Origin of the sequence: Streptomyces sp. NBC_00568, assembly GCF_026341855.1 — a bacterium.
Lineage (GTDB): Bacteria > Actinomycetota > Actinomycetes > Streptomycetales > Streptomycetaceae > Streptomyces.
This window is the reverse complement of sequence record NZ_JAPENW010000001.1, coordinates 4845188-4868779: the sequence shown is the minus strand read 5'-3', so window position 1 is coordinate 4868779 and position 23592 is coordinate 4845188. Positions and strand designations below refer to the sequence as shown.

Here is a 23592-nt window from a genome sequence, read left to right as displayed (position 1 = left end):
ACCCGCCCCGCCCCGCAACACCCAAGTGAATCCTTGGATTTGGGCAAGCTTCTCCGAGGATTGACTCGGGTGACCGCCGCTTGTGATCATCACCGGGGCCCGCTCGGGGTCCCGCCGAGAGGAGCGAGGACATATGGCGAACGACCGGCCGACGGTGGCGGTGCTGGGTCCGGGCGGTATCGGCGGGCTGCTCGCCGCTCTTCTGGCCCGCGCCGGCCACCGGGTGATCTGCCTCGCCGGGGACGAGACCGCGCGGACGCTGGCCGCGGACGGCATCGAGGTGCGCAGCGGCCACTTCGGCGACTTCACGGCGCGGGTGGAGGCGGACACCGAGCTGCGCGAGCCGGTCGACGTGTGCCTGATCGCGGTCAAGGCGACGGCCCTGGACGCCGCCCTGGAGCGTGTTCCGGCGAAGGCGCTGGGCGAGGAGGCTCTGCTCGTCCCGCTCCTGAACGGCGTCGAGCACCCGGCGCTGCTGCGGGAGCGCTACCGCCCCGAGCAGGTGGCCCCCGCGGTGATCCGCGTGGAGTCGACGCGGATCGCGCCCGGGGTGATCGAGCACGGCAGTCCGTTCGCCGAGGTCGATCTGACCGGCGACACGGCGCCCCGGGCGCCGGTCGACGCGCTCGCCGGGGCCCTGGAGTGGGCCGGGGTGCGGGCCCGGGTCCAGGACGGCGAGGCGGCGACTCTCTGGGCGAAGATGTCGTTCCTCGCGCCGTTCGCGCTGCTGACGACGCGGTACGGGGTGCCGGTGGGCGACGTACGCACGCTGCACCGCGAGGAGTTGACCGCTCTCGTCGAGGAGACGGCGGCGGTCGGCCGCGCGTGCGGCGCCCCGGTCGACGCGGCGGCCGCCCTCGCCCGCTACGACGCGTTCCCCGCGGGCACCAAGTCCTCCATGCAGCGCGACGCCGAGGCGGGCCGCACGCTCGAACTCGACGCCATCGGCGGTGCGTTGCTGCGGGCGGCGGAGCGGTCCGGGGTACCGGTACCGGTGGCGAGCGCGCTGGTGCGGGAGCTGACACCGGCCGTCGGCACGGACGGCTGAAGGCGGGGCGACGCCGGATGCCGTCCACGGCTCACGGTATCGGGGCGGCGGTCGACGACGTCCGGGCCTACGGGACCGGGGCGGCGGTCGGCAGCGTCCCGGGCCGGCGGGATCCGGGCGGCGCCCGATGCCGTCCGGGGCCTACGAGACCGAGCGGCACCATCCGGCGGCATCCGGGGGGCATGCCCGGGCTTACGGGACCGGTACCGGCGTCAGTCCCCCGCCACGGTCCCGGCGCCGCCCGCGCGGTGCCTGGCCACCGTGTCGGCGAAGGCGTGCGCCGCAGGTGACAGGGCGTCCCACCGGCGCACCGCCCAGCCGACCGTGAGGGGCGGCAGGGCGGGTATCGGGAGGAAGCGGAGGCCGGGGCGGCCGGGGCCGCGCAGGCCGGGCAGGTCGGGGACGACGGCGTGGCCGAGGCCGAGTTCGGCGAGCAGGATCGCGGTGTCCCAGTCGGCGACGCTGGTGTCGGAGGTGCTCGCGGGTATCCCCAACTCCCGGTATGCGGAGTCGAGATGGGCGCGCGAGGTGGAGTTCTCGGGCAGCCCGACGGTCCGCAGCCCGGCCAGCTCCTCCCCCTCGATCCGCTCCCGCCCGGCGAGTTCGTCGTCGGCGCGTACGGCGAGCACCCAGGGGAGTTCGGCGACGGGCCGCTGCTCGACCCCGCGTACGGGCGGGCCGAGGGTGATCCAGGCGAGGTCGAGGCCGTGGTCGGCCAGCGCCTCGAAACAGCTCCGGCTGGAGTTCTCGGTCCGGAACTCCAGGCTCACCCGGGGATGGTGCCGCCGGAACTCGACCACGGCCTCGGCCATGAAGTGCCGCACGGTGGTGCCGCCGGTGGCGATCCGCACCGCCCCGCCGCCCCCGCGCGCCAGCTCGTCGAGCCGGCGCAGCGCGAGGTCGAGGCCGGCCATCCCGTCGGCGGCGGCCCGTTCGAGGATCCGCCCGGCGCCGGTGGGCACCACACCCCGGGCCCGCCGCTCGACGAGCCCGACCCCGACCTCCCGTTCCAGCCGGCGTACGTGCTGGCTCACCGCCGACTGCGTGCAGCCGAGCTCCCGGGCCACGGCGCTCAGGCTCCCGGCCCGGCAGACGGCGACGAACACGCGAAGATCATCCAGGGTCACGGACCCCAAGGTAGCGGCGGCCCGTCGGAGGCCTTCGTTCAGGCCCGCGTCTTGTCGAGCAGCTCGACGATCTCCTCGGCCGTCCCGGTCTCACCGAGGCGGGGGAAGATCCGCTCGACGCTGTTGCGGTGCGTCTCGGGGTCGAGGTCGGACATGGCGTCGGTGGCCAGGGTGACGTGGTAGCCGTGCTCGTGGGCGGCGCGGGCGGAGGACTCCACGCCGATGCTGGTGGCGATGCCGGCCAGCACGATCTGGGTGATCCCGCGGCGGCGCAGCTGCAGGTCGAGGTCGGTGCCGTAGAAGGCGCCCCAGTTCCGCTTGGTCACGGTGATGTCCCCGGGGTGCCCGGCGAGTTCCTCGACGATGACGTCCCAGCCCTCCGGGAAGGCGCGGCCACGGCTCGGGCCGTCGATGCGGCCCCGTACGGCGTCCGCGCCGTCGGCGGCGGCGGTGACCCGTACGAGGACGACCGGGAGATCGTGGCCGCGGAAGGCCTCCGCGAGCCGGACGGCCCGCGGCACGACGTCGGAGGCGGCGTGCGGGGCGAGGCCCGGGTTGCCGACGATGCCGTTCTGGAGGTCGATGAGGACGAGCGCGGTGCGGGGGTCGAGCGTGGTGACTGCCATGGTTCAGGCCTTTCGGGGGGTGAGTTCGCGAAGGGATCGGTCGATGAGGGTCACCGCCAGGAGCAGCACCGCTCCGGCGAGCATGAAGAGGGTCAGCCGGTGCAGGCCGCCGGTGTCGGCGCCGTGCGTGAAGAAGACGGCGCCGGCGGCGGAGGCCGCCATCGCGCCGAGGTACGTGGAGGTGCGCAGCAGTCCGGCCGCGGAGCCCATCCGGGCGGGGTCGGCCTGCCGGTAGAGGGCGTTCTGATTGGCCAGGCCATTGAGGCCCTGCGGCACACCCATGAGGGCTCCGAAGGCGGCCAGCAGCCAGATCGCGCTGCCCGCGTGCACGGTCAGCAGCCCCACGCATCCGGCGATCTGGACGAGACCGCCCATCACCAGCTTGCCGCGGACGGCCTCCCGCCGTCCGGTGACGCCGGAGACGACCAGCGCGCTCAGCGACAGCGGCAGCAGGACGAGTCCGGCGGCGGCCGCGTGCAGTCCCCGCCCCTCCTCCAGCCACTGCGTGAACCCGTAGAGGAAGGCGTAGGCCGTGGTGTAGCTGAGGAACTGGCGCAGATAGGTCGCAAGCACGGGCCTGTTGCCGCCCAGTACCCGCAGGTCGATGAACGGCTCCGGGACCCGGAGTTCCCGCCGCGCGAAGCCGGCTCCGGCGACGAGACCGAGCACCGGCAGATACCAGTCGGCGGCCCGCGGCTCCATCAGGAACAGCATCAGCGAGACCAGCAGGGCGGCGAAGAGCGCCATGCCGACGAGGTCGATCCTGCGCGCGACGGAGGCGTGCGCCTCGCCCCGCGGGGTGGCGGGCTCCGGGGCAGGGGTGTTCGGGGCGGTGGTGTTCGGGCCGGGTGGCTCCGGGGCGATGGAGTTCGGATGCGCCGCGGCGGTCGTGCCCGGCGTCGGCGGGACCGGGTGAGCCGGGGGCTTACCGGCCGGGTGCGGCGTCGGCTTCCGGACCTTCGGCAGCCGGAGCGCGCCGAGGACCAGACAGGCCAGCGACAGCGGCACGTTGACGAGGAAGATGGTGCGCCAGCCGCCCGCACCGATGAGCAGGCCGCCCAGGGTCGGCCCGACCACGGCGACGGTCTGGGCCGGGACCGCGAGCGCGGTCAGCACTCCGGCCGGGCTGTCCTGCCCGGTGCGTTCGGCCTCGCTCCGGGTGAGGTGCATGGCGGCGGGGTACGCGGCCGAGGTGCCGAATCCGAGCAGGACCCGGGCGGCGACCAGCGCGCCGAGGTTCGGGGAGAGGGCGCCGAGCAGTCCGGCGATGCCCACCGTCGCCGTACCGGCGAGGTAGAGGCGTCGCGGGCCGTACATGTCGACGAGCCGTCCGACGACGGGCTGCCCCACCGCGGTGGCGAGATACAGCCCGGAGACCAGCCACGCGGTCTCCGCGGGAGGCGCTCCGAGGGCGCTGCCGATCGGCACCAACGCCACCGCGATCATGGAGGAGTTGACGGGGTTCAGCACGGAACCGAGGACCATCGGGGCGATCAGCCGGCGGTCGAAGCGGTCGGGCGGACGGCGGTGCGCCAGGGTGAGGCGCTGCCGGAACCGCTCCCGGAGCGCAGGTATCACGGCCGGGTGAGCCGTTCCAGCAGGGCCATGGCCTCGATGACCGTCTGCCGCTCGTCCTCCGTGCAGCGCTCCTGGAAGGCTCGGGCGAGCCACTCGGAACGGGCCTGCCGGGTGCCTTCGACGCGCTCGCGCCCGGCGTCCGTGAGGGTGACCAGCTGTCTCCGGCCGTCCCCGGGGTCCGGGTTGCGCTGGATGAGTCCGTACTGGTCGAGGGCCGCGAGCGTGGCGGCCATCGACTGCGGGCGCACCCCTTCGGTCGCCGCCAGCGCGCTGGCCGTGGCGGCCCCGCTCTTGCTCACCAGGGTGAGCGCGGAGACCTGGGAGGGCGTGAGGTCCTGCGCCTCGGAGACCTCACGGATCCGCCGCCGGAGCAGGCTGAACGCGACCCGCAGATCCTGCGCGGCACGGGCGGCGGAATCCGAGACGCCCGCGTCGGTCCGGTGGCTGCCGCTCTGATCCATACGGCCACCGTAAATTAGACAGCCCAGACTGTCCAGTTCAGGCTGTGCAGTTTGCCTGAACACTTCCGTCCCGGCACCCGGCGCCACACGCCGGGACGGCGTGGTCCTCCCCAGGTCAGAGGGGTCCGGAACACCCGTTCGCGTGAAGTCCCGGAAGGAACTCGCATCACAAAATCGAACAGGCGTAGCATTGCCGCGTGGCTGCGACCTATGACTTTCCGAGTGACCTCCTCGCCGGTCAGGAGGAGCTGCATCAGGTCCGGGCCGAGCTACTGGCCCTGCTGAAACGACTCCCCTGGTCGGTGGAACCGCTGGACGGCTTCAGCGACACCGGCGGCTGGCGCAAGGTGGAACGCCCCGCCTCCCCCGGCTGGACCGACGACGAACAGGCCGAGGTCGAGAAGCTCCGGCAGCGCGAACGCGAGCTCGCCGTGTTCGTCTCCGGCCACCGCTTCTGGTCGGAGGTCACCCCTCCGGAGAAGGTCGACGCACGGATGCGGCTGAAGCACACGCGCGAGACCCCGGCGTAGGTGCGCGGGGCCCTCCACGGGCACGCGAGAACCTTCCCTGAGCGCCCGTGAAACCTGGCCATGCACGCCTGGGCCCCATCCGGCGAACATGCGTGAGACGCCGTCACGAGCATGCGTAAGACACCGCCATGAGCACGCGTGAGACACCGTCACAAGGCGGCGCCCGTCGGGTTCCAGAGCCGCAGCGCCCGTCCGGTCCCAGAGCGCGGCACCCGTCGGGTTCCAGAGCCGCAGCGCCCGTCGGGTTCTAGAGCCGTGGCGCCCCGGTCACCGACATCACCAGCGAGTACAGCGAGGTGGTGGCCGTGATGAACAGGCGGTTGTTCTTCGGGCCGCCGAAGGCGATGTTCGAGACGGGCTCCGGTACGCGCAGCCGGCCGATGAGCGTGCCGTCGGGGTCGTAGCAGTGGACGCCGTCCCCCAGCGCGGCGGCCCACAGGCGGCCCTCGTCGTCGAAGCGGATGTTGTCGAAGTGGACGTCGCCGCGCGCCTCCGCGAAGACCTTCCCGTCGGAGAGCGTGCCGTCCTCCCGGACGTCGTACACATGGATCCGGGCGGCCCTCGAGTCCGAGACGTACAGCCGCTGCTCGTCGGGGGACAGGATGACGCCGTTCGGTCCCGCGAACCCGTCGGCGGCGAGGCGCACCTCCCCCGTCGCGCAATCGATCCGGTACACGTTGCACGCGCCGATCTCGGACGCGGCGCGATGACCCTCGTAGTCGCTGGTGATACCGAAGTCCGGGTCGGAGAACCAGACGGTGCCGTCGGAACGTACGACGGAGTCGTTCGGGCTGTTGAGCCGCTTGCCCTCGTACCGGTCGGCGAGGACGGTCACCGTCCCGTCGGGCTCGGTGCGGGTGACGCGGCGGTTGCCCTGCTCGCAGGTGACCAGGCGGCCCTGCCGGTCGAGCGTGTTGCCGTTGCTGTGGCCGGCCGGGGAGCGGAACACGCCGACTTCGCCCGTGGCCTCGTCCCAGCGCAGGATGCGGTCGTTCGGGATGTCGCTCCAGATCACCTGGCGCCAGGCGGGGAGGTACAGCGGCCCCTCGGCCCAGCGGCAGTCGTCGTACAGGACCTCCAGCCGGCTGTCGCCGTTCGCACAGCGTCCGGTGCGGAAGCGGTCGTCCAGGATCTCGTACGGGCCGTCGACGGACATGGCATCCTCTCGAAGTGGCTGACCAAGATGTGATTCAACGTAACACGCAGTGCACCGAATCAGATATGGTCTTTGCATGAAGTCAGTTGATGCCATCGACCGTGGGTTGATCGCGCTGCTCCAGCAGGACGCCACCCAGCCGTACGCCGCTCTGGGCAAGGCGGTCGGCCTCTCAGCGGGCGCCGCGCACGAACGCGTGCGCAAGCTGCGCGAACAGGGGGTCATCCGGGCCACGACGGTCGACGTCGACCCGGCGGCGCTCGACCGCGGGGTCCTCGCCTTCGTGCTGGTCGACTCGACGGCGTGGATGGGCGACCGGGCCGAGGACTTCGCCGCCGTGCCGGAGATCCAGGAGGCCCACGTCATCGCGGGCAGCGCCGCCGTCCTGGTGAAGGTGCGCACGGCGACCACCGAGCGGCTCCAGGACGTGCTGCGCCGCCTGTACGCGATCGACGGGGTCAGCGGGACGCAGGCCACGGTGGTCCTGGAGACCTTCTTCGAAAGGCCGTTGGACGCCGGATAGCGGAGCGGACGGTCCGTGGACGCCGCCGACCCGGCGGACCTGCGCGGGTCCTGGCCCCCGCGGAAGCGAGGTCACCGCCTGCCCGCGTCGGTACGCCCCGTGCGGGTACGCCCCGTGTGGGATCCCGCGTCGGCACGAACCCGGGCACACCCATTTTCGTGATCTTGGCTGATATACGCTGCGACTACTTTCATGAGATCAAGCCCGGGGGGGCATTCCACATGATCATGCAGTCGCGCGCGCTTCTGGGGAGCGCGCTGGCTCCCGTACTCGCGCTGGCGGTCACCGTGCCGAGCGCGCACGCGGCTCCGTCCGCCGCCGGCACCGCCACCACCTCCGCGGTCGCCGTCGGAATCGGCCCGTGGAGCACGCCGAAGCAACTGCCCGGCGTCACCGCGGTGATCGACCTCCAGTCGGCCCGCAACGGCACCCTGGCGGGACTCTTCGAGCAGGGCGGCAAGACCGTGCTCTCGGTCAGGCCCGCGGGCAGCACCACATGGCAGTCGGCCGAGCCCGCGCCCGGCGCCACACTCCACCGCACGGACGACGGCGCGCTCACGCTCCTGTGGTGGGAGAAGGCCACCGACGCGACGACCGCCACACTGCGGATGTCCCGGCTGGCGCCCGACAGCACCGCCTTCGGGCCCGCCCAGGTCGTCGCGAAGGGCACGTCGGCGACCGACGGCTACTACCGGGGAACGCGCGTCACCGCCGTCGCGGCCGGCGCCACGGGCCGCCAGGCCGTGGCCTGGATGGACAAGGACCACCGGCTGACCGTGGTCGAGCGCTCGGGTCCGACGGGCACCTGGTCCGCGCCCGTGGCCCTCGACCGGCTCCCGGAGCCGATCGTCCGGCCCGACAACGTCTACGACTACCACCTGCGGGATCTGCGCCTCGCGGTCGCCAAGGACGGCGCCCTGGGGCTGATCTGGGGCGGTGACAGCTACTACACGGGTGACGGGGTCGACCCGGACCCGACGGCGTACCAGTGGCACTACAAGTACCTGGAGAAGCCGGCCGGGGCGGCGTCCTGGACCGCGCCGCGGGATCTGCCGCAACTGGGCGAGAAGCCCCGGCTGGTCACGCTGGCCGCCCACCCGCAGGGCGGGTTCCAGCTGCTCTCCTTCAACAACTACGCCCGCAAACCGGCCGGGGCGGCGAACTGGGGTCCGGCCGAGAGCACCGGGATCTACGCGAACGGTTCCCAGCCCGCCGAGCTGCTCACGGCCCCGAACGGCGATGTCACGGCGGTCGGTTCAGGGGCGAGCGGCCCGGCCGTCGCCACGCGCCTCGCCGCCGGGGGCGGCTGGAACGCCCGGCAGGACCTGGCCGGGTCCACCGAGGACGACTCGTTCGGCTACACGCGGACCGCGGACGGCTCGCTCGTCGTCACGTACACGCAGAAGCGATTCGTCTCGAGCCGCACCGTCCGCCGCGACTTCGTCGCCCAGACGGTGGGGGTCGGCAGCGTCTCCAAGCCTCGCACCCTGAACTCCCTGACGGACGGGACCACCAGCACGGGCCGGGTGGCCACCGACGACAAGGGACGCCCGGTGGCCGTCTGGACCCAGTCGGCGGCGGACGGTTCCTCGCGGGCCGCGTTCACCGCGACCACGTCCACCCGGTCCCTGCCCAAGTGGCACGACTACGCCGACAACACCCGCTCGGACATCCTGGGCACGGGTCGCAGCGACACAATGAACCTGCTCACGCAGGACACCGCCAACCCCCTCCGCACCTTCCAGGCGCGCCCCTGGGCGGACGAGACCCGGCTCGTGCCGTTCGGCGACTTCGACGGCAACCGCTGCAACGACCTCGTCGTGCGGCTGCCCGGCGGCGAGACCCGTCTCTACACCCCCGTGTGCGGCGGACTGCCCACGCCCGACTCCGCCTACCGGCGCCTGTCCCGGGACTGGAGCGCCTACAACACCCTGCTCTCCAGCGGCGACCAGACCGGCGACGGCCGCCCGGACCTGCTGGCCCGCAACGCGGCCTCCGGCGATCTTTACCTCTACGCCCACAACGGCACCGACGGCTTCCTGCCGCGCGTGAAGATCCGCTCCGCCTGGACCGGCTACAAGCGCGTCATCGGCGCCGGCGACCTCAACGGCGACGGCCTCGGTGACGTCCTCGCCCTCGACAGTTCCGGGAAGCTCTGGCGCTACGACGGCACCCGCACCGGGAAGCTCAAGGACCGCGTCCAGATCTTCAAGGACTGGGGCCGCACCTACAAGGACGTCATCGGCGCCGGGGACATCGACGGCGACGGCAGGAACGACCTCGTCTCCCGCGACACCTCCGACAACCTCTGGCTCAACACGGGTACCGGCACCGGCACCTTCAAGAACCGCGTCCAGGCCGGAGACTCGACGTACTGGAAGACATGGGCGTCGCTCGCCTGATCCCCGCCCACCAGAACGAAGACCCCCAGCCGGCCACGGCTGGGGGTCTTCGTCATCCGGATCCGGTTCGGCGGATCTGAGGGATTCCGGTTCGGCGGATCTGAGGGATTCCGGTTCGGCGGATCTGAAGAATCCCGGAAGATCCCGGAAGGTCAGTACTTGAAGGCACCCACGTCTCCGGGCTCGGTCTCCAGCGCCTCGCGGTCGAATTTCAGCATGAAGAGGAAGTACAGCCCGCCCGCGGCGAGCAGGCCGACCACGATCACGACGGAGACGAGCGCTTCCCGGGGTGCCACCAGGACGAACAGTGCCACGAGCGTCCACACCAGCGCGCAGATCGCGACAGGGAGCTCGAAGCGCCCGAGGTCGAATGCGCCCTTCTTGCGATCCAGTCCACCCCGCACCGCCAGGTAGAGGACGACCGTCGAGCCGTAGGTGAGCGCGGGGAGGATCGTCGACGCCGTGATCAGCTCCAGGAGTGCGGCACCCGGCAGGGCGACCATCAGGACGACCCCCAGGGTGAAGATCAGGACCGTCGCCGGGATCGGCGTCTGTGTGCGTGGGTTGACCCGTCGCATCAGCCGGTGGGCAGGGAAGCGTGAGTCCCGCGACATCGCGAAAATCATCCGCGAGCAAGCGACCATCACGACCATCCCGGCGCCGAAGAACGCGAAGGTGATCGCGACCAGCAGCACCTTCTCCATCACCGGACCGAGCTGATCGCGCATGATCGCCGCGACCGGTGAGCCGTTGGCGGTGACCTTGGGGATGTCATCGATCGCGGCGGTGAGCGCGATCAGGAACAGCATGCCGAGCAGTCCGGCCGCCACCACCGACCCCACGATCGCCCGCGGCACGCTGCGATGGGGGTCCTTGGCCTCCTCGGCCAGGTTCGCCGCGGCGTCGAAGCCGACGAGCGTCGCAAGGCCCATGATCATCGCGAGCATCAACCCGCCGCCGACGGCGAAGTAGTCGGGGGCGTTCTCGGTGACACCGCGCGAGACGAGATTGTCGGCCGCGCCATCACCCGTGACCACCACGGCGATGGTGAGCGCGATCGCCACCACCACGACCAGCGCCAGTTCGATCCCAACCGCGCCCGTGTTGATCAGGCTGACGAGGCGTGTCGAGGCCACTGCGAGCAGGGCCTGGACGAGCAGCACCACGACCGTGATCAGGCGCGCGGTGCCCTCGTCCGGCTCGATGCCGGCGAGCGGCATGAACGCCTGGCTCGCCAGCGCGTTGTCGACCGCCACCACGCCGATCGCCAGATAACAGAAGGCCAGCCAGCCGAACCCCCAGCCAATCTTCGGGTTGGTCAGCCGGGACGCCCATTGATAGGAGGAGCCGCTGAGCGGGATGCGGGCGGCGAGCTGCGCGACCACCAGCGCCACCAGGACCTGCCCCACCGCCGCGATGACCCAGAGCCAGATCCCGACCGGCCCCGCGGTCTGCAGTACGTCGTCATAGGTCGCGAAGATGCCGACGGCCACCGAGATGAACGCGAACGAGATCGCGAACACCTGAAAGGAGCCGAGCGTCCGTTTCAGCTCCTGCTGGTAGCCCCCGAGCTCCACGGAGGTCTCGACCCGCTCGCTCGCCTGACTCTCCATCGAGTCTTCCGCCACCTCAGCCACCACACCTTCCGTCGGGGCCGTCCGACCATGCCCCTGCACGTTTCACGGCCGGTGCCCCATCTTCACCATCCGTGTCACGTCTTCTTCCTGTACGACACGTCAGGGGAGCCGCGCACCCGCGAGCGGAACACGTATGCCGGGTACGCGTCTCCCGTCCGGCTCCATCCGGCGCCATCCGGCGCCTGCTCGGTGTGAGGTGGCTGGAGTCGCTGAACGCGGGGCCGAGTTCTGCCCGGCCGATCTCGGTCAGGTGGTCCGCGTGGTCGGGAACACGGGCGATCACCTCTGACATGATCGAGTCATGATCCGATCATCAGCAGGCACAACAGGTCGCCCCGTTTCCCGCCGGTTAGTCCTCGGCGGGCTCACAGCCACGGCTGCCACCCTCGCGCTGTCTTCCTCCGCGGGCGCCGCGACGAACCCGGGCGGCGCGACGAACCCGGGCGGCGCGACGAACCCGGTGGCCGCAACGGACCCGGACGGTGGCCTCTTCCGCTGCGACCTCCCCGCGCCCACCGGACCGCACCCGGTCGGCACCGTCGACCTGCACCTTGTCGACACTCGGCGAAGCGACCCGTGGGCCGAGGACGACTCCCGGCCACGTGAGCTGATGATCACCGTCTGGTATCCCGCGCGCCGGAACGCCGAGGCACCGGCGACGCCCTACGCCACGCCCGGCCTCGGTCCGGCCTTCGACACCTTCGCGGGGTCCCTCGGCATCCCCGCCGGCTCCGTCGACTGGACCGGCATCGGCACGCATACGACCGTGGGCGCCCCGGTGGCGCACGCGGCCAGGCGGCTGCCCGTCGTGCTCTACACGCCCGGCCGGCTCAACCCGCGGTTCCTCGACACCACCGTCGCCGCCGAGCTGGCCAGTCACGGGTACGCCGTCGTGGCCGTCGACCACACCTACGAATCGCTCGCTGTCGAGTTCCCCGGCGGCCGTGTCATCACCCCCGCCCCCGCTCTGGCGGGCGAGCTGTCACCCCAGGTCATGAAGGCCGCGGTGGACTGCCGGGTGGCCGACCTGCGCTTCGTGCTGAACCAGTTGCGCCTGCTCGCTCGCGGCGGCAACCCCGACGCCGACGGCCGCACCCTCCCGGCCGGACTCGGAGCCGCGCTCGACATCGGGTCGGTCGGAGTCTTCGGCCATTCCCTGGGCGGCACGGCCGCAGCCGAGGCGATGCGTCTGGACCGGGGCATCAGCGCCGGTGCGGTCCTCGAGGGGCCGCTCGGCTACGGCCCGGACGACCCTGAACTGTTCGCACCGGTCACGCGTACGGGACTGCGGCAGCCCTTCCTCCTGGCGGGCAGCTCGTACACACCTGAGCTCCCCTTCACCCACACCCACGTAGCCGCCTGGCAGGCTCTGTGGAAGAACTCCCCCGGTTGGAAACGCGACCTGTGGACCGCACGGGCACGGCACCAGTCCTACTGCGATTTCCAGATACTCGTCCCCGCGCTCGCCGCCCGCTTCGGCACCCCACCGCCCGCTGTCGTGGCGGCCATGGTCGGAGACATCGACCCGGTCAGCGGCACCGACGCCCGCCGCGCCTACCTCACCGCCTTCTTCGACCGGACCCTGAAGCACCGCCGACGCCCCCTGCTCGACAACCCCACACCGCACCTCCCCGACGTCACCCGCATCGACTAGGTCGACTAGGCCGGGGCACCCACGAGGCGCCTGCGCGCGTGGTCCCGGCGCCGCTGTCGGCCCCGAATGCGAAAGGCCCCCAGTCATGATCAGCTGGGGGTCTTTCTTCTGACCCGCTTCACGAGAGCGATCGGCGGCCTGACCGGTCACCAGCTCCGTGACGCACGAGGGACAACACGCTGCTGTTGCTCTGCACGAAATCGCTCCCGTGGATCAGCACACCCTCCGCGACCTGCCTCAGCACGGGGGCTCCTTCCGCTCGCGGATTCCTGCACCTTCCCCCGATAGCCAACAAGGCTCCATCGAACATGGCCTCCCGTGACCTGTCCAACGCTCCCGGCCCCATCCGGCCTGGTGAACAGCGGCACCGCGGATAACCCGGGTGTGTTGCTTCGGCACCTAGGGCCGACGACGGCCACGCCCTGCACCGCATCTCCCGTAATGCGCCGACAGGATCAGTCGGCGGCGGTCATACCGGTCGCTCAACGGGCCTCAGCGAGCCTTGCCCGGCGGGACCGGTGGCTGGGGCTGCCGTACTTCCCGATGTGTCCGTTGGGGGCGCCTGATGGTTCTGGGTTGCACGGACTAGGCCCCCGATGTGGCTGCATGCGAAGTCCCGTCATGCTGGAATGCACAAAGGGCTTCTACGCAGTCACGACGCCCAGCTGCTCCGAATCCGTGGGATCGACCCTGGCCACGCATGACGAAGGGACACCTCATCGATGCGCATCCTCCTGCTCGGGCCGCCCGGAGCCGGCAAAGGCACGCAGGCAGTGCGCCTTGCCGCGCATCTGTCGATCCAGCACATCTCCGCCGGTGACCTGTTCCGCGAGCACATCGACCAGGGCACCGAGCTCGGGCAGAACGCCCACACGCACATGCGCGCCGGCCTTCTGGTACCGGACGAGGTCACGATCGGGGTGATCAAAGAGCGCCTTGCCCGCCCGGACACCGAGCGCGGATTCCTGCTGGACGGTTTCCCCCGCAATCTTGCCCAGGCGGAGGCGCTGGACGGCATCCTGGCCGACTCGGAGTCGACGCTGGATGCCGTGCTCGACCTGGAGATTCCCGAGGCCGAGGTGGTCAGGCGGATCGCCGGACGATGGCTGTGCCGTCAAGACCGCGAACACATCTTCCACGTCGACTACAGCCCACCCGAAGTGGCAGGAACCTGCGACGTCTGCGGCGGTGAGCTGTTCCAGCGCGATGACGACCGCGAGGCAACTGTTCGCAGGCGACTGGAGGTCTATCGCAGTGAGACGGCGCCGGTCGTCGACCACTACCAGGCCCCGGGTCTGGTGACCACGATCTCGGCCCTCGGCCAGGTCCAGGAGGTCATGGGCCGCGCGCTGGTCGCGATCGGTCAGGGCCAGGTCGATGCCTCCTGCGCGTCGAGCTGTTGACCCCTCCGCTGGGAAGGTTCGGGGCGGCCGTCCCTGACGGCCACCGCCGAGGACTGCAGGCTCGAGCGAATCAAGTGGTACACGGTCTTGAAAACCGTGGTCGTCGTCGCCTCATCGAGATCCGGCCCTGCCCACCAGAGCGGTGACCGGCCTCATGGTCCGCACGGCGCGCTGGCTCACGTTGCACTGAGGCCCGTGCACGGCCGCTCGCGGTCGGCCAGGACGCAAGGCGTCGGGTCCGTCGCGATCGCGACGGACCCGACGCCTTGACCGTCGCAGCCGTTACCGCCGGCTCGGCCCCCACCCGCCCGCCGGCACCGCGGACATCACTGCACCACGACGTTGTCCCCGGACGACGTCGACGGCCCGGTGGTGGTGTTGCCGTAGTACACCCAGCGCCACGTACCCGTCTTGGAGGCCTTCACGGTCGTCCTGAGATCACCCGAGCCGTTCGAGTACACCTTCTTCACCGTGGTGTAGGAGGCGGTGCCGGCAGGCTTGAACTGCAGGCTCACCAGGCGGTCTCCGTAGGAGGCGTACTTCCTGGTCTCCCAGTTGGCCCGCGTGACCTTTCCGGTCACGGTGATGGTCCTGTCCTTGGACACCGGTTCGGGCGAGGCGTTGACGGTCAGGCGGGAGTTGCGCTTGACGTGGACCGTCAGACCCTTGTCGTCGGTGTCACCACCGCCGCCCTCGAAGTACACCTCGGCCCCGACCTTCCAGGCCCCGGCCTCGCTGTTACGCATGTCCCACACGCTCGGGTCGAAGTACATCGTCTCGTTGAAGTCGCAGACGCCCGAGCTCACCTTGATGCAGTCGCTCGTCTCGATGGCGTGCCACAGCCGATCACCCGCACCACCGCGGTACAGGAACACCGCTGGCCACTTCCACTGGTGAGTGGTCGCCATCCGGAAGGAGGCGGGCGCCGCGACCTCCTTCGACACCCCGATCACAATCGGCTTGCCGCCGTTCACCTGGACACGGGTGAACGAGACCCCACCCTCGGCCGCCCCGGCCGGCACCGCGGCCACGGCCGTGAACACCGCCGCCGCACCACCGGCCACGACGACTCTCCAGACCTGCTTCCCCACCTGATCCCCAATCTCCTTACGGAAATGCACCGAAGGCTCATCGCTCCAGCGCCCTACAGACAGCCGGCATCCACACAGGGTTGTACACCCGCGAATCACAATGGGGCATCAGATAATCCCCGCCTCCCGCGAGGCGGAGAGGTCGGTGCGGTGCGGCGGGCGAAGGCACCCCTAGGCGACCAAACCGCTAGATAGTCGTCTGCCAGCGATTTTCGGGAATGGTCGCTGAGCCACATCGTCATCGCTTCACCCGTCCGCGAATCGCAAGCGCGGCGAGCCCCAACAGCACCGGCTCGGAAAAGCGCAACACCATCTCAAAAGGGATCTTCTGGAGGATTCGCGCTGAATCTACAATTCGGCCATTCCGGCGGATCAGGGCTCGGCGACAGGCCCGGGATCCGGGCGGCCACCAGGAGGCTCGCGGTGGAGGAATCCCTCCCCAGTGGGCCATGCATGGGCCGAGGGCGGCTTGCGGAGGCGCCCTAAGCGTTGCCTTGCAGGTCAAAGAGGTAAGGCGCTCGAGATCGCAACGGTCTTGAAAACCGTCGTGGCGCGAGTCACCGTGGGTTCAAATCCCACACCCACCGCCGGCAAGAACGGACTCTGACCAGTCGATACGGTTAGGGGCTGTTCTGCTGCCCCGGTTCCGCCGACGACAGCCATTCTCCGTGTCTACCTGCTCGACCGGGCACGCAGGGGGCACGCTGTCTAGACGGCCTCTTGATAGACCTCGACCTTCACTGGTCGCTGCTCCCGGATGACTGCCCAGGCATCCCGCGCGGTGAGGGCTCCTAGCCACCGCCCCAGATCCTCACCTGAGTCGTGAAAGAACCATGAGTTGAAGTCCCCCAGGGCGGCCAAAGCCGGTACCGGTTCGTAGACCAGCTCGCAGTGGACCTGGACGAAGTGGTCATAGTCGCCGTCCGCGCCCAGCACTTCGAATTGGCGCGCGAGGTCGAGTGAGAACGCCTCCGGACCGTCGAAGGCGTGCACCCCATACTGAAACAGCAGACCATCGGCGTCGGGCGAATCCGCCGTGTTGAACCGCATCCGGCCGAAGCGGATGAAGGCAGACCATGCGTCCTCAGTCGTTGCAGGACTCGACAGCTGACCTACGCGCAGTTGCGCCCGAAGGAGGTCTGCTGCTTCGCCGATTGACGGTCTGCCGGACATGCGCTGATCCCGTCTCTCGCGAATGGGTGGTCAGCGTACGACCACATCCTGCCGACGTTCCGCGCGATCCCCTTGCGGGAGATCACCACGCCGCAGGTACGGCGCTGGCGTACCGATCTCCTCGACGCGGGGGTCGGACCGGCCACCGTTTCTGAGGCGTACCAGGTCCTCCGGGCCATCATGAACACGGCCGTGGATGACGGGCTGATCGAGCGCAATCCGTGCCGGGTCAAGGGGGGCGGGCACGGTCACCCACACCGAGCGGCCGTTCCTCTCCGTACCCAGGTGTACCGGCTCGCCGACGCGGTCCCTCCTCACTGCCGCGCCCTGGTGCTCCTGGCCGCGTTCGCCGCGCTCCGCTTCGGTGAGCTGGCCGCTCTCCAACGCCGGGACATCGACCTGGAGGCCCGTACCGTCTCCGTCCGTCGCTCGTACGCCAAGACCCGTACGGACGGCCTCACGGTCAAGGCGCCCAAGAGTGCGGCGGGTGTGCGCACCCTGGCGTTCCCGGCCTCGCTCGTGCCCGAGCTCGCGCACCACCTGGCCGAGCACGCGGAGGCCGGTCGATCCTGGCTCGTCTTCGTCGGCGCCCGCGGTGCTGTCCTGCGACTGACCGACTTCCGGCGGATCTGGCTCCGCGCCCTCGCCTCGACCGGTCTCGGTGACGTCCACTTCCACAATCTCCGGCACACGGGCAACACCCTCGCCGCGACCGGCTGCGCCACCACCCGTGAGCTGATGCAGCGGATGGGCCACTCGTCGGTGCGGGCCGCGCTGGTCTATCAGCACCTCGTCAACGGGCGCGACCACCAGATCGCCGACTACGTGGACGGTCAGATCAGGAAGGTGCGGCGGCCTCCGCGCGGCCCATCTGGCACGTGAGTGGCACGACGGCCCCGAGCAGCCGAGAAGGATCAAGGCCCAGGCATCCGGATTCACACCGGCTGACCTGGGCCTTGTTCGTGTCCTGAGACTGGTGGGCGCGGACGGTTTCGAACCGCCGACATCCGCCTTGTAAGTTCACTCCGACTCGGCCTTGGCTGGGCCCACCTGTGCGCGCAGAAGCCATCTGCAACCGTCCAAGGCTGCGGCTGTGCGTGGTCGTTGATGTCAGCATTGGATGTCAGCGGAACAACTCCGGTACTGGGCAGATCTCCAAGGGATCGTCCGGCCGGTCCGCCCAGTTCCACCAGACGTGCCGACTGGCGCACCGCCACAGTGATCGGCAGGTCCGCCGTCCGTCGTCCTCGCGCCCGGAGAGTACGAGGCCACCAGACCCCATCAGCGTCGCCTCCTCCACCCACACGGTAGAGACCCGACCACGCCGCCGCCCCTCATGCGCAGTCGTACGTCAGCCCGCCCGCTCATAGGTAAGGACGGTCTTCGGGTGGTTGCCGATCTTGCGTAGGCGCAGCGGGCCGTCCGAGGACTTCACGTCGAAGGAGTACTTGGTCTCCTCCGGCGGGCAGTTGACGGTCCTGGTGCCCTGATCGAGCTTGAAGTTGCTCATGGACAGGTCGTGCTGGTCGATGCCGGAGACAGTGGCGCTGCCCTTGCATCGCGGGCCGGTGCGGGACTCGATGACCACGCGTGCGCGTCTGCCCGGCTCGACCTGGTGGAGGGTCAGCTGCTGGCTGCCGTCCGTGGCTCGCCACCGGCCCACGAACCAGGGGTGGATGCGCTTGTACTTCGTGGCCACCTCGGCGAATCCGGAGCCTTTGCGCCAGGTCAGCGTGGTGGTTTCCAGCATGCTGGGATCGACGAAGTCCACTCGGGCGCCACCGTCGCGGATGCGGGCCTTCGGCCAGGCGATGGTGTTTTTGGTCGGGTCGGTGGTCCAGGAGGAGAGGTCCCCGGTGGCGACGGCCGCGATCACCTCTTGCGGTTCTTCGCCGTCCCTGCAGTACGCGCCGAAGCCGGCCGCGAGCCACACGGTGTCCCGGTACGCCTTTGCCCTGATGCCGTGGCACGGTTTGGTGCCGGTCTCATAGACCGTCTTCCGGGCGGACCAGGCGTCGTCAGAGGCGTGGTGATGCTGTGCCTCCAGGCCGCGGCGAGTGAAGCGGAGGGACACCTGCCGGCCGTCGGACAGTTCGAGGACGGTGTGGTCGTCGTCGTCCTCGACGACCCGTGAATCAGGCTTGTCCTCGGGTTCGCGGTGGGACTTCGTGTGCTTCGCGCTGCTGCCGGACGGTCCCTTGTCCGATTGCTCGGCGCAGCCGCCCACGGCTGCGCCGAGCATCAGCACCGCTACCGCCCACGCCGCTGCGCTCTTCGTTCTCATGCCGTGTCAGCTCCCCTGTACGCCGTGCCGCGATGCCCGGGCCGGTGGGTGGCACGAACTCGGCGATGCTAGTCGGTGGGCGGCCCGCCCCGCTCGGCCCCCGGCACGGTGCGGCCCCGGCGGTTCCGTCACTCGTCGAGGACGGCGGCGTTACCTCATTCGGGCAGCTGAATACGGGAAAGTTTGCGGTAATCAACCGCATCGAAAGATTCCTCCCGGCTGCGGTCTTCTTCGCGGAATGGGAAGCGCTGGAGCGCGGGCAGAATCCAAAGGTGTACCGATCCTTCACCTCTCGCGAAATCTGGGCTCCTAGGATGCTCATGGCCCTCTACATCTTGGCGGCCGCCGGGTCGGGCCTCCTTGCTTTTGGGGCTTGGCACATTTAGAGGTCCTAACAAAGGCGTTGGACGTGTCTGTGGGTGATGAGGCAGGTGGCGAGGCCGAGGAAGGCTTCGTGGATGTCGTCGCGTCGTTCCCAGCGGATGCGTAAGCGGCGGAAGCCGTGGAGCCAGGCGATGGTGCGCTCGACGACCCAACGGAAAGTTCCCAGGCCGGAGCCGTGCTCGACGCCGCGTTCGGCGATGACCGGTCGGATGCCGCGCTGCCATAGCAGGCGCCGGTACTTGTCGTGGTCGTAGGCGCGGTCGGCGAGGAGGGCGTCGGGTCTGCGTCTGGGTCGGCCGACGACTCCCGCGACGGCCGGAATCTTGTCGATCAGGGGCAGGAGCTGGGTGACGTCGTTGCGGTTCCCGCCGGTCAGCGACACCGCGAGCGGGATGCCCTGGGCGTCGGTGACGACGTGGTGCTTGCTGCCCGGCCGCGCGCGGTCGACGGGGCTGGGTCCGCTTTTGGGCCCCGTCGGGCCGCCCGCACGTGGGAGGAGTCGATCACCGCCCGCGACCAGTCCAGCTTCTGCGCGGCCCGCAGCTTCCTCAGCAGCACCAGGTGCAGTTGATCCCACACGCCGGCTTCGTTCCAGGCGGCCAGGCGCCGCCAGCAGGTCATGCCCGAGCCGAAGCCCAACTCCTGTGGCAGGTACTCCCATTGGATGCCGGTGTGCAGCACGAACAGGATCCCGCACAGGGCCTGCCGGTCCGGCACCCGTGGTCTGCCCTCCACCAGTTTCGGTGCCGGCTCGGGCAGCAACGGCTCGATGAGTGACCACAGTTCATCCGACACGATCCACGGCCTCGACTGACGTGTTCCCACGATCAGACCAACGACCGTCCAAGCCGAAGGTCACATGATCAACAGCTTCTGTTAGGGCCTCTTAGGCAGAGTGGCCCGTGCGCACGCGGTACGAGGTCGGCGGAGCGGCTTTGGGGTGGAGCTGCTTTGGGGCGAGTGATCATGGCCCGTTAAGCTGATGGCGAGTCGGGCAGTCTGTGGACCTGCCCGTTAAAGCACGACGTTGGGCCGTGATCTTAGAGGCTCGCCCCAAAATGGCTGGCTAACTGGCTGTTCTCTATCCGCTCGCGTGGTCGGTGGCGCTCGAACAGCGTCCTGGTTCGGGTGAGTTGGCCGGTCCGCGTGCATGGAAGAAGGGCCTCTTGGTAGCTCGCGGATGTCGAGTCCAGCGAGAAGCAAGAGGCCCTGTTGTCGAAGTGTCGCGTGGTTGCGGTTGCCGAGTCCAGTTCGTCCACTCGTGGGTGTGACTGTCTCGCCCACAGGTTCGGGAACGCGGCCGACCGGCCGGATCGCCAGCCCCGGTACGGCTCGGACATGAGCGATTTCGAGTGGGCTCTGGTGAAGGATCTGCTGCCGGTTCCGGGCTGGCTGGCGGGCCGGGGCGGCCGACCGGAGGGCTACTGCCACCGGCAGATGATCGACGCGGTGCGTTACCTCGTCGACAACGGCATCAAGTGGCGGGCGATGCCGTCCGATTTCCCGCCCTGGCCGCGCGTCTATGCCTTCTTCGCCCGCTGGCGGGACGCCGGCCTCGTGGCCGAGTTGTACGAACGGCTCCGTGAGGCCGTCCGCACCAGCGAGGGCCGCGGCCCGGAACCCAGTGCCGCGGTCGTGGACTCGCAGTCGGTGAAGGCGGACGCCACCGTCGCCCACGCCTCACGCGGGTTCGACGCGGGCAAGAGGATCAACGGGCGCAAGCGGCATCTGCTCACCGACACGCTCGGACTTCTGCTGAACGTGCTGGTCACACCGGCATCCACGACCGACCGGGACGCCGCCCGGACGCTTCTGCCCGCGGCAAAGAAGGACTTCCGACGGCTGGTGCGGGTCTGGGCCGACGGCGGCTACACCGGCCACCTCACCGACTGGACCAGCCAGCATCTCGGGCTCGTCCTCGACATCGTCCACCGCCATGAGGACGTCCAAGGTTTCCAGGCACTGCCCCGCCGCTGGGTCGTCGAAAGATCCTTCGCCTGGCTCCTGCGCAGCCGGCGCCTGGTCCGGGACTACGAGCGACGCACCGACACGAGCGAGGCCGTCATCCGCTGGTCGATGATCGCACTCATGAACCGCCGTCTGGCCGCCCGACATGATCAACCTGTTCCGACGGCGGCGTCGTGAACTTTCCCGGCTTCGCCTCCACCAGCCAGCCCCGTTCCACCAGCCTCTTCAACCGTGCTCTCGCACCCTCGACGCGTGAGGCGGAGGCACTGTCCCAGCCGAGTACCAGCGCTGTCCGCCGGGCGCCCAATCCCTCGACTCCGGCCTCCGCCGCGGCAGCCATCACCGCCTGGTAGTCCACCGACAGATCCTCGACCCCGGCCGCGTTCTCCCGATGCGGCACCGCACGGCGCGGGCCCACCGGCTTCCTCCGCGACACCCCGCCGACCACCACGGCCGACGCTTCCTCCTCGGCCAGCGCCTCCAGATACTGCTCGAGACCGATCACCCGACGCCTGAGGACTTCTTCGGCGTCCGCCAAGTCCGCCCGAACCCGCTCGAGTTCGGCTTCGAGCTCCTCCACCCGCACGACCGCGGCCTTCCGCCGCGCTTCCAGAACCGCCCGCATCGACGGCATCCGCCACCCCCACGGCAACTCGATCAGCAACGAACCGAGGCTTCCGCCGCACCCGCAATCCCATGTCTGACCAGCAGAAACCGCACACGAGATTCGGAAAGAGAACGGCCTCTCAGGCCGTGAGGGCAACGAAAGGGCTGCGACCGTGTTGACCCCGGCAGAGAAGCGCGAACTGATCGAGCAGTTAGGGGGACTTGTTGAGGAGCTTTCAGAGATCGCGCGTCGAGCTGACGTCTTGGTCACCGCCCTTGGGCCTGCTTGCGTACCAGGTCCTCAAGCTGGTCCATCCGCTCGGCGAGACGGCGCACGTCCCGACGGACCTCGGACAGATACTCCGTGATCTGCTCGAACTCGGGACTGCGCTTGACCGGGGTGCCTTCACCCGGCAGGGCCGCAAAGCTGCCCTTGCCCTGGTGAGAGACCGCGTACCCGTCCTCGCGAAGTCGCGAGATTGCCTGGCGGGCGACCGTACGCGACACGGAGTGCAGTGCCATCAGCTCTGCCTCTGAGGGGAGCTTCTCCCCTGCCGGAAGCTCGCCGTCCCTGCGACGCCAAGCGTCGGGAGCTGCTCGCCAAGGTCGACCAGGGCGTGCCCGTGCCCACACGGTCGGCCAAGCTCTCCGAGTGGCTGCCCTACTGGCTGGAGAACATGATCAAGCCTCGGCGGAAGCGGACCACGTACGCCAAGTACGAGTTCCACGTCCGGCTCTACCTGGTGCCGATGCTCGGCACGAAGAAGCTGGAGTCGTTGAGCGTTGCCGACGTCCGTCGCTTCCTCGTCCGGCTGGAGCAGCAGACCACCGCGGCCACCGCGAAGGAGACGCACAAGGTTCTCCGCACCGCCCTCTCGGCCGCCTGCCGTGAGGAGCTGATCGCCAGGAACGTCGTCACCCTGGTCGACGCGCCTCGGGTCGACTCCCGCAGCCTCGATCCCTGGAGCCTGGAGGAAACGCTCGACTTCCTCGCCGCGGCCCGGTGCGATCCGCTCTACCCGGCCTTCGTGCTCTCCATCGCGCTCGGTCTCCGTCGCAGGGAGGTCATCGGGCTCCGGTGGCAGGACGTCGACCTCGACAAGCGCGAGCTCAGGGTTCGGAAGCAGCGGCAGCGGGTCGGAGGGGAGGTGTACGAGGACGATCCCAAGGGTCGGCGTCGTCGGCAGGTGCTGCCGTTGCCGGCCATGTGCGTGGCACCCCTGCGGTACCAGCGGATGCGCCAGACCGCGATGCGCGAGCGGGCGGGTGATAGCTGGGAGGACAGTGACTACGTGTTCACCACGCGTACAGGTCGGCCGATCGAGCCGCGCAACATGTACCGCTCCTTCACCCGGGTCGCCGGGAACGCGGGCCTTCGGGTCATCCGGCTGCACGATGCCCGACACGGCTGCGCGACCCTGCTCACCGCGGCCGGCGTGGCTCCTCGCGTCGTGATGGAGATCCTGGGGCACAGCCAGATCGCCGTGACGATGAACGTCTACGCTCACGTCGTCCAGGACACGCAGCGCGAGGCCGTCAGCCACATGGATCGGCTGCTCACGCGACGGCTACAGCGCGAGTAGTACCGGCACTGATGTCAGATCTGGATGTCAAAGGCCCCCAGCCATGATCGGCTGGGGGCCTTTTTCCTGGTGGGCGCGGACGGTTTCGAACCGCCGACATCCGCCTTGTAAGGGCGGCGCTCTACCACTGAGCTACGCGCCCAGGACGAGTCGACAGCCTACATTGCCCGGGGGGATGCCCCGCAAACCCGTATCCGGCGAGTGGCGGGCCCCGACCTGCCCGGGACAGGCCGGGTCCGGCCGGGACCGGCCGTGACGGACGGAGCGGGTAGGACGACGCGCGGGCCCCGGACGGGGCGGTCACCGTGCAGCAGGCAGCAGATGTTGTCGCCCGGTCTCCGGTGCCCGACGGCGGAGT

The 23592-nt window shown here is 69.9% G+C and carries 20 protein-coding genes, 2 tRNA genes and 1 pseudogene; 10 read left to right on the top strand and 13 right to left on the bottom strand.

All coding sequences use genetic code 11. The features are described from left to right. Window positions 1-133: 133 nt before the first annotated feature. Complete coding sequence (locus OOK38_RS21090; RefSeq protein WP_266758238.1) at window positions 134-1048, top strand: ketopantoate reductase family protein; 915 nt, start codon at window positions 134-136, stop codon at window positions 1046-1048. A gap of 212 nt (window positions 1049-1260) precedes the next feature. On the opposite strand, the gene OOK38_RS21085 is transcribed toward OOK38_RS21090, so the two are convergent. Genes OOK38_RS21085 through OOK38_RS21070 form a run of 4 tightly spaced genes read right to left on the bottom strand, consistent with a single transcriptional unit; the run spans window position 1261 to window position 4840 of the window. Then, window positions 1261-2175 (bottom strand): LysR family transcriptional regulator, encoded by a 915-nt coding sequence (locus OOK38_RS21085; protein ID WP_266758240.1) that lies wholly within the window; start codon window positions 2173-2175, stop codon window positions 1261-1263. A 38-nt stretch (window positions 2176-2213) separates the two neighbouring features. After that, window positions 2214-2801 (bottom strand): hydrolase, encoded by a 588-nt coding sequence (locus OOK38_RS21080; RefSeq protein ID WP_266758242.1) that lies wholly within the window; start codon window positions 2799-2801, stop codon window positions 2214-2216. A gap of 3 nt (window positions 2802-2804) precedes the next feature. Then, the gene (locus tag OOK38_RS21075; protein WP_266765666.1) at window positions 2805-4337 is read right to left on the bottom strand and encodes an MFS transporter; all 1533 of its coding nucleotides are present in this window, start codon (window positions 4335-4337) and stop codon (window positions 2805-2807) included. A gap of 38 nt (window positions 4338-4375) precedes the next feature. Beyond that, window positions 4376-4840: a MarR family winged helix-turn-helix transcriptional regulator gene (locus OOK38_RS21070; RefSeq protein ID WP_266758244.1), complete on the bottom strand. Its 465-nt coding sequence runs from the start codon at window positions 4838-4840 to the stop codon at window positions 4376-4378. A gap of 197 nt (window positions 4841-5037) precedes the next feature. Between OOK38_RS21070 and OOK38_RS21065 the strand changes: the two genes are divergently transcribed. Then, window positions 5038-5370, top strand: coding sequence for a hypothetical protein (locus tag OOK38_RS21065; RefSeq protein WP_266758248.1), 333 nt, complete (start codon window positions 5038-5040; stop codon window positions 5368-5370). Window positions 5371-5617: 247 nt separating this feature from the next. On the opposite strand, the gene OOK38_RS21060 is transcribed toward OOK38_RS21065, so the two are convergent. Continuing rightward, window positions 5618-6526 carry an SMP-30/gluconolactonase/LRE family protein gene (locus OOK38_RS21060; protein WP_266758249.1) on the bottom strand — a complete coding sequence of 303 codons (909 nt, stop codon included), beginning with the start codon at window positions 6524-6526 and terminating at the stop codon, window positions 5618-5620. Window positions 6527-6602: 76 nt separating this feature from the next. On the opposite strand from OOK38_RS21060, the gene OOK38_RS21055 reads away from it, so the two are divergent. Together OOK38_RS21055 and OOK38_RS21050 are read left to right on the top strand one after the other, a co-directional pair. Then, complete coding sequence (locus OOK38_RS21055) at window positions 6603-7049, top strand: Lrp/AsnC family transcriptional regulator (protein WP_266758251.1); 447 nt, start codon at window positions 6603-6605, stop codon at window positions 7047-7049. A gap of 221 nt (window positions 7050-7270) precedes the next feature. Then, window positions 7271-9451, top strand: a complete 2181-nt coding sequence (locus OOK38_RS21050; RefSeq protein ID WP_266758253.1) for a VCBS repeat-containing protein — start codon at window positions 7271-7273, stop codon at window positions 9449-9451. 152 nt (window positions 9452-9603) lie between these two features. Here OOK38_RS21050 and OOK38_RS21045 read toward each other — a convergent pair whose 3' ends face one another. Continuing rightward, window positions 9604-11079 (bottom strand): APC family permease, encoded by a 1476-nt coding sequence (locus tag OOK38_RS21045; RefSeq protein WP_266758255.1) that lies wholly within the window; start codon window positions 11077-11079, stop codon window positions 9604-9606. Between the two features lie 469 nt (window positions 11080-11548). Here OOK38_RS21045 and OOK38_RS21040 point away from each other — a divergent pair, with 469 nt between their 5' ends. Together OOK38_RS21040 and OOK38_RS21035 are read left to right on the top strand one after the other, a co-directional pair. After that, the gene (locus OOK38_RS21040) at window positions 11549-12742 is read left to right on the top strand and encodes a lipase (RefSeq protein WP_266848673.1); all 1194 of its coding nucleotides are present in this window, start codon (window positions 11549-11551) and stop codon (window positions 12740-12742) included. A 722-nt stretch (window positions 12743-13464) separates the two neighbouring features. Beyond that, a complete protein-coding gene (locus tag OOK38_RS21035; protein WP_266758259.1) occupies window positions 13465-14145 on the top strand; it encodes an adenylate kinase in 681 nt (226 codons plus the stop codon). Window positions 14146-14471: 326 nt separating this feature from the next. Here the strand turns inward: OOK38_RS21035 and OOK38_RS21030 are convergent, their stop codons facing one another. Beyond that, entirely contained in the window at window positions 14472-15236 is a 765-nt protein-coding gene (locus OOK38_RS21030) for a hypothetical protein (RefSeq protein ID WP_266758261.1), read from the bottom strand. 485 nt (window positions 15237-15721) lie between these two features. Here OOK38_RS21030 and OOK38_RS21025 point away from each other — a divergent pair. Next, window positions 15722-15820 (top strand) — tRNA-Ser (locus OOK38_RS21025). Window positions 15821-15944: 124 nt separating this feature from the next. On the opposite strand, the gene OOK38_RS21020 is transcribed toward OOK38_RS21025, so the two are convergent. After that, a complete protein-coding gene (locus tag OOK38_RS21020) occupies window positions 15945-16409 on the bottom strand; it encodes a hypothetical protein (RefSeq protein ID WP_266758263.1) in 465 nt (154 codons plus the stop codon). A gap of 3 nt (window positions 16410-16412) precedes the next feature. Here OOK38_RS21020 and OOK38_RS21015 point away from each other — a divergent pair, with 3 nt between their 5' ends. After that, window positions 16413-17291, top strand: a complete 879-nt coding sequence (locus OOK38_RS21015) for a tyrosine-type recombinase/integrase (RefSeq protein WP_323178846.1) — start codon at window positions 16413-16415, stop codon at window positions 17289-17291. 469 nt (window positions 17292-17760) lie between these two features. Here OOK38_RS21015 and OOK38_RS21010 read toward each other — a convergent pair whose 3' ends face one another. Beyond that, window positions 17761-18693, bottom strand: a complete 933-nt coding sequence (locus OOK38_RS21010) for a hypothetical protein (protein WP_266758265.1) — start codon at window positions 18691-18693, stop codon at window positions 17761-17763. Between the two features lie 391 nt (window positions 18694-19084). Then, window positions 19085-19902 (bottom strand): IS5 family transposase gene (locus OOK38_RS21005; protein ID WP_266755043.1). Its coding sequence is split into 2 segments (ribosomal slippage): window positions 19085-19551 and window positions 19551-19902, totalling 819 coding nucleotides; the frame shifts between segments, so codons are not numbered across the junction. A gap of 513 nt (window positions 19903-20415) precedes the next feature. Here OOK38_RS21005 and OOK38_RS21000 point away from each other — a divergent pair. Further along, window positions 20416-21222 carry an IS5 family transposase gene (locus OOK38_RS21000; RefSeq protein WP_266758267.1) on the top strand — a complete coding sequence of 269 codons (807 nt, stop codon included), beginning with the start codon at window positions 20416-20418 and terminating at the stop codon, window positions 21220-21222. Here OOK38_RS21000 and OOK38_RS20995 read toward each other — a convergent pair. Continuing rightward, a complete protein-coding gene (locus OOK38_RS20995; protein ID WP_266765668.1) occupies window positions 21164-21670 on the bottom strand; it encodes a hypothetical protein in 507 nt (168 codons plus the stop codon). The genes OOK38_RS21000 and OOK38_RS20995 overlap by 59 nt on opposite strands. 248 nt (window positions 21671-21918) lie before the next feature. After that, window positions 21919-22284, bottom strand: coding sequence for a GntR family transcriptional regulator (locus tag OOK38_RS20990; RefSeq protein WP_266758268.1), 366 nt, complete (start codon window positions 22282-22284; stop codon window positions 21919-21921). Between OOK38_RS20990 and OOK38_RS20985 the strand changes: the two are divergent. After that, window positions 22224-23234: pseudogene (locus OOK38_RS20985) on the top strand (tyrosine-type recombinase/integrase); the annotation flags it as partial. The gene OOK38_RS20990 and the pseudogene OOK38_RS20985 sit on opposite strands and share 61 nt — an antisense overlap. Before the next feature lie 67 nt (window positions 23235-23301). Here OOK38_RS20985 and OOK38_RS20980 read toward each other — a convergent pair. Beyond that, window positions 23302-23376: transfer RNA gene (locus tag OOK38_RS20980), tRNA-Val, on the bottom strand. Window positions 23377-23592 lie beyond the last annotated feature (216 nt).

Bases quoted from the DNA above. Each gene is read 5' to 3' on its own strand.
- OOK38_RS21090 (WP_266758238.1), top strand. From the start codon at position 134: ATGGCGAACGACCGGCCGACGGTGGCGGTGCTGGGTCCGGGCGGTATC.
- OOK38_RS21080 (WP_266758242.1), bottom strand. From the start codon at position 2,801: ATGGCAGTCACCACGCTCGACCCCCGCACCGCGCTCGTCCTCATCGAC.
- OOK38_RS21070 (WP_266758244.1), bottom strand. From the start codon at position 4,840: ATGGATCAGAGCGGCAGCCACCGGACCGACGCGGGCGTCTCGGATTCC.
- OOK38_RS21060 (WP_266758249.1), bottom strand. From the start codon at position 6,526: ATGTCCGTCGACGGCCCGTACGAGATCCTGGACGACCGCTTCCGCACC.
- OOK38_RS21055 (WP_266758251.1), top strand. From the start codon at position 6,603: ATGAAGTCAGTTGATGCCATCGACCGTGGGTTGATCGCGCTGCTCCAG.
- OOK38_RS21050 (WP_266758253.1), top strand. From the start codon at position 7,271: ATGATCATGCAGTCGCGCGCGCTTCTGGGGAGCGCGCTGGCTCCCGTA.
- OOK38_RS21035 (WP_266758259.1), top strand. From the start codon at position 13,465: ATGCGCATCCTCCTGCTCGGGCCGCCCGGAGCCGGCAAAGGCACGCAG.
- OOK38_RS21020 (WP_266758263.1), bottom strand. From the start codon at position 16,409: ATGTCCGGCAGACCGTCAATCGGCGAAGCAGCAGACCTCCTTCGGGCG.
- OOK38_RS21010 (WP_266758265.1), bottom strand. From the start codon at position 18,693: ATGAGAACGAAGAGCGCAGCGGCGTGGGCGGTAGCGGTGCTGATGCTC.
- OOK38_RS21000 (WP_266758267.1), top strand. From the start codon at position 20,416: ATGAGCGATTTCGAGTGGGCTCTGGTGAAGGATCTGCTGCCGGTTCCG.
- OOK38_RS20995 (WP_266765668.1), bottom strand. From the start codon at position 21,670: ATGCGGGCGGTTCTGGAAGCGCGGCGGAAGGCCGCGGTCGTGCGGGTG.